This is a genomic window from Microcystis sp. LEGE 08355, from assembly GCF_015207185.1.
In the GTDB taxonomy this organism is placed as follows: domain Bacteria; phylum Cyanobacteriota; class Cyanobacteriia; order Cyanobacteriales; family Microcystaceae; genus Microcystis; species Microcystis panniformis.
The window spans coordinates 1-4,468 of the sequence record NZ_JADEXI010000386.1 but is presented as its reverse complement, the minus strand read 5'-3'; the positions used below and the strand labels follow the sequence as shown (position 1 = coordinate 4,468).

Sequence of the window (4,468 nt, the reverse complement as noted above, 5' to 3'; positions counted from 1 at the left end):
TGAAGTTTTTGGACAATCTATGCTCTCAAAGAGAAAAACTTTATTTTCAGCCAATATTGACGACACAGAAACTGCATGAACTTTTATCATTCAAAAAGGCACAGAGTCAACAGCCTAGTTCTACCCCCCAAACCCCCCGTTAGGGGCGTGGCGCCGCCCCCAAACCCCGGAGCGCATTAGTTTTTCGGTGGGATGCTTACAGACAGCGGCTGATACGTTTGTCATCATTGAAAAGTCACTAATAATTGCTGATTGTCGGTATTTCTGCAAATGTGAGATGCACCCGAGGAAATTATGAATTATGAATTAGGAAGTGGGGAGTGGGAAGTGGGGAGACCACTTCGTGTGCGTTGCGGGGGGAGAATAAATAACAGCAATCTCCTGAATTCAGAAGTAAAAATTGAGACTTCAGAGTTCTAACTTTTGACTTCTACGGCATCGGTATCAACGGTATTGGTTGGGGAAGAAACTTCGGTTTGATTCTTGACTCCTCCTGGACGGCGAGTGCGATAATCAAGAACTAATTGCGATAATTCCGTGGTTAAAAGGGTGAGAACAATCCCATCATCAATCCAACCAATAATCGGGAAAACGTCAGGAGAAATATCGAGGGGGCTAAAAAGATAAACCATAGTTCCCAGAATGATAATCCAACGATATTTAGGGTGACTGATTTTGCCGCTGTACCAGTTGTAAAAAGATTCAACAATCGGTTTCATTAATTTTTCCTCGCTGACTGGGATAATTTAATTTTGTCAGGTTGTCCCTGGGGCTGATAGTGCGGTTTTACCCCCCATTATGTGGGGTTATCCCCGCTAATTATCCACCAAAAAAGCCCAGAAGAAAATTCACCTTTAGGGATGAGCCTGAAGTATTATTACTGGATGCTTAAGAGGGGAGATAGTGGCATCTTTTCCCCTATAATAGGCGATGACAAACTAATCAACCATCTGCCAGTTTAAGGAAAGATTAAGAGCATGACAGCAGAGAACTACACATCCGATGAATTAGCAACAGTTGCCAGTGCAGTCATGATGACCGGTATGGCGGTGGCGATGGTGGATGCGGGGATTATTTCCACGGCGATCGAGGCTGCCGCTTTAGGGAAAGAAGTGGCGGAGGCGGCCATAAATTATCCTAATAATGATATTATTCAGACGCTATTTTCTCAGGAAGCCGTAGAAAAAGCGCAAGTTAATCCCCCAGCAAAAATGGAGATCAAAGCAGCCGATTTGCAACCGGATACGGCAGTCGATACGGCGATCGATAAAATTAATGATGCTGTAGCGGTGTTGAGAGGGAAAGCAACGCCCGAAGATCTGCAAGAGTACAAGGAATTTATTTATAATTGTGCCGAGACAGTAGCGGCAGCGGCGGGTAGCGGTTTATTTGGCACTGGTAGTCCGAAAGTTAGCGAGAGGGAAACTGTGGCCCTAACTAAGCTAAAGGCAGCTTTAGAACTCTAATTTTTGAGTTATCGAGCCATTAAAACCTTGAGACCTTTGGCATAATTAATTTTTGGGGGTTCAAAAACGTCAAAAATAGGGATGATAGCAGTTATCTTAATGATGATGCTCGAAGGGCTGCCATGCCGTCTTAACCGGTAATTTTAGATAGGCAGGCAGCTTAACCGGGTATTCTAGGAAAGTGATCGGATTTCAGCCTTGAATCTATGGAAACCCTCTTTCATCTAGTTACTTTTGCCTTTGTCTTCGCTTTTGGTGCCTCGGTGGGCAGTTTTTTAAACGTGGTCATCTATAGATTACCTCAGGGGATATCTCTAGTTTATCCTCCTTCCCACTGTCCGAAATGTCACCATAGGTTGGGTAAAAGCGAGAATATACCGGTTTTAGGCTGGTTATGGCTGGGGGGTCGCTGTCGCTGGTGTAAAACCCCGATTTCTGTCCGTTATCCAGCGATCGAAACTTTTACCGGTTTATTATTTTGTCTGGTTTTAGGAGATTTTAGCTTTTCTTGGCAGACCCTCGGCTATTGGATTCTCCTCAGTTGGTTATTAGCTTTAGCTTTGATTGATTTTGACACGATGACGCTTCCTAACTCCCTCACCCAATCGGGATTAGTTTTAGGGATAGTTTTCCAAACTCTTTTAGGTGGGCAAAATAATCAAAGTGTTATCTATCTCTTTTCAGCGATCGCTAGTGCAGTATTAGGAGTCTGGTTATTTGATCTGATCCGGTGGGGGGGTAGTTTTGCCCTCAGACAACAGGCCATGGGGGGAGGAGATGCGAAATTAGCGGCCATGATCGGTGCTTGGTTAGGATGGCAAGCATTATTAGTCACCGCTTTTTTGGCCTGCGCTATCGGGGCGGCCATCGGTATGACGGGCATTTTTCTCGGTAAAATGGGGAAAAAACAAGCTATACCCTTCGGGCCATTTCTTGCCCTCGGCGCTCTGATGAGTGTCTTTTGGAGTGATAAGATCATCTCAGCCTATCAAACCATTTTTTTCCCTTTCTTGTAAAAAAGTTATCCTGTAATTAAATCTTGATACAATAGTCTTCCGTGTCTTGGATCACCATTAGAACAACCCCCAGTCTAGGGTAAGCCGATTGGCTGCAGGAAATGCTCAAAGCTCACGACATCCCAGTCGCGTTATCGCTATTGGCCATGGTATTTATTGCGGCCAGGGGCATCAGGCCGCCCTACAAGTGCGTCCCCAAGATCGCTGGACAGCACTTTTGTTATTAAGTCCTCTAGAAGAAAGTCGATAAATTATCTTTATTTTAAACTATGTCTCTATTTGATTGGTTTGCAAATCGCCAAAAAACAGAACCCAAGGTTCAACAACAACAGGAACGAGAAATAGCCGATGGTTTATGGACAAAATGCCCAAATTGCGGCGTTTTGTCCTATACCAAGGATTTATTAGCTAATCAACTGGTTTGTGTCGATTGCGGTCATCATAATCGGGTCGAAAGTGAAGAAAGAATTCGCCAGTTAGTGGATGCTAATACTTGGAATTGCCTCGATGAACAGATTCGACCGACGGATCCCCTCAAATTTCGCGATCGGAAAAGTTATAGCGATCGCCTGCGAGAAACCCAAGAAAAAACTGGTCTGACGGATGCTGTCCAGACGGGAACGGGGACGATCGATGGTTTACCCTTAGCTTTAGGGGTGATGGACTTCCGTTTTATGGGGGGTAGCATGGGATCGGTGGTGGGAGAAAAACTCTGTCGTTTGACGGAACGAGCTACCGATGAAAGTTTACCCCTAGTGATTATCTGCGCTTCCGGCGGGGCGAGAATGCAGGAAGGAATGTTAAGTTTAATGCAGATGGCCAAGATTTCTGGCGCTCTTAACCGGCATCGGGAAGCAAAATTACTTTATATTCCCGTCCTGACTAATCCCACCACGGGAGGAGTCACGGCCAGTTTTGCCATGTTGGGAGATATTATTATCGCCGAACCAAAGGCTACTATCGGTTTTGCCGGTAAACGGGTAATTGAACAGACTTTGCGCGAGAAATTACCAGAAGGTTTCCAAACATCGGAATACCTATTAAAACACGGGTTTGTCGATGCGATCGTTCCTCGTCCCCATCTCAAGAAAACCCTCGCTCAATTAATTAGTTTACATCAGCCCTTTTTCCCCTTGTTATCCCCCCTGAACAGCCATCATCACTACAGTCAACCAGAGTTAATCCCTCTTAAAACAGCCCAAGGGCAAACAACAGTTTAATCTTTGTAAGACAGCACTGGAGTTGCCAGTCCGAGCATTTGTACTAAAATTTTTCTGATCGGCAGTTTCAATGTAGTACATCCCACACTTAACCGGGTTGACAGTGATCGCAAAGTCCAAAAAATTCGAGAGTGTGGTAATAAACCTTGAATTGGTGGGATTTTTCGAGTTTTTCTGCCAATTCGTGAACGGGACACTCATTAAAGACGATAGACCGACCGCAATGAATACAGGTAAGATGGTGTTGATCCTGCTGAAGGGAACTGTAGAGGGATTCTCCTGTGGCTAGGGTTCTCACCTGCACTGCACCCTGTAATTTTAGGGATTCTAGGGCGCGGTAAACAGTGGCTAACCCCATATTTTGGTCACGCTGACGGAGTTCCACAAACAATTCTTGAGCGGATACTGCCCGATTTAAGGTTTTGAGTAAGTGGATAATGCGCTCTTGCGATCGGGTGCGTTGGGATTTCATATCAAAAAGGTCAGCGATCAAAGTTAATTCTATGCCAAAAAATTATCAGTGCTTTATTTATGTTACCCTGCGCCCCTCGGTTCTCGATCCGGCGGGTACGGCGGTAGAGTCGGGCCTAAAGCAATTGGGTTATGATACTGTGGCTGGGGTGCGAATTGGTAAGTATATTGAGCTTACCGTGACAGCAGCGGATGAGATCAGCGCCCGCGCACAATTGGATCAAATGTGCGATCAACTATTGGCTAATCCTGTAATTGAAAATTATCGCTTTGATTTGCATTGTCAGTAGATAGG

Annotated in this window: 7 protein-coding genes; 5 read left to right on the top strand and 2 right to left on the bottom strand. The window is 45.0% G+C overall.

Annotated features, from left to right (window positions below; all coding sequences use genetic code 11):
- Nucleotides 1–416: 416 nt before the first annotated feature.
- The gene (locus tag IQ242_RS17540; protein WP_193960856.1) at nucleotides 417–719 is read right to left on the bottom strand and encodes a YkvA family protein; all 303 of its coding nucleotides are present in this window, start codon (nucleotides 717–719) and stop codon (nucleotides 417–419) included.
- A gap of 258 nt (nucleotides 720–977) precedes the next feature.
- On the opposite strand from IQ242_RS17540, the gene IQ242_RS17535 reads away from it, so the two are divergent.
- From IQ242_RS17535 to accD, 4 genes are all read left to right on the top strand, one after another.
- Nucleotides 978–1,466 carry a hypothetical protein gene (locus tag IQ242_RS17535; RefSeq protein WP_193960855.1) on the top strand — a complete coding sequence of 163 codons (489 nt, stop codon included), beginning with the start codon at nucleotides 978–980 and terminating at the stop codon, nucleotides 1,464–1,466.
- A 206-nt stretch (nucleotides 1,467–1,672) separates the two neighbouring features.
- Nucleotides 1,673–2,482, top strand: coding sequence for an A24 family peptidase (locus IQ242_RS17530; RefSeq protein WP_193960854.1), 810 nt, complete (start codon nucleotides 1,673–1,675; stop codon nucleotides 2,480–2,482).
- Nucleotides 2,483–2,570: 88 nt separating this feature from the next.
- The gene (locus IQ242_RS17525) at nucleotides 2,571–2,732 is read left to right on the top strand and encodes a hypothetical protein (protein ID WP_193960853.1); all 162 of its coding nucleotides are present in this window, start codon (nucleotides 2,571–2,573) and stop codon (nucleotides 2,730–2,732) included.
- Between the two features lie 19 nt (nucleotides 2,733–2,751).
- On the top strand, nucleotides 2,752–3,702 hold the full coding sequence (accD, locus tag IQ242_RS17520) for an acetyl-CoA carboxylase, carboxyltransferase subunit beta (protein ID WP_193960852.1): 951 nt from the start codon (nucleotides 2,752–2,754) through the stop codon (nucleotides 3,700–3,702).
- A gap of 88 nt (nucleotides 3,703–3,790) precedes the next feature.
- Here accD and IQ242_RS17515 read toward each other — a convergent pair whose 3' ends face one another.
- Nucleotides 3,791–4,174, bottom strand: coding sequence for a Fur family transcriptional regulator (locus IQ242_RS17515; protein WP_193960851.1), 384 nt, complete (start codon nucleotides 4,172–4,174; stop codon nucleotides 3,791–3,793).
- 31 nt (nucleotides 4,175–4,205) lie between these two features.
- On the opposite strand from IQ242_RS17515, the gene purS reads away from it, so the two are divergent.
- Nucleotides 4,206–4,463 carry a phosphoribosylformylglycinamidine synthase subunit PurS gene (gene purS / locus IQ242_RS17510; protein WP_193960850.1) on the top strand — a complete coding sequence of 86 codons (258 nt, stop codon included), beginning with the start codon at nucleotides 4,206–4,208 and terminating at the stop codon, nucleotides 4,461–4,463.
- The last annotated feature ends 5 nt before the right edge of the window (nucleotides 4,464–4,468 follow it).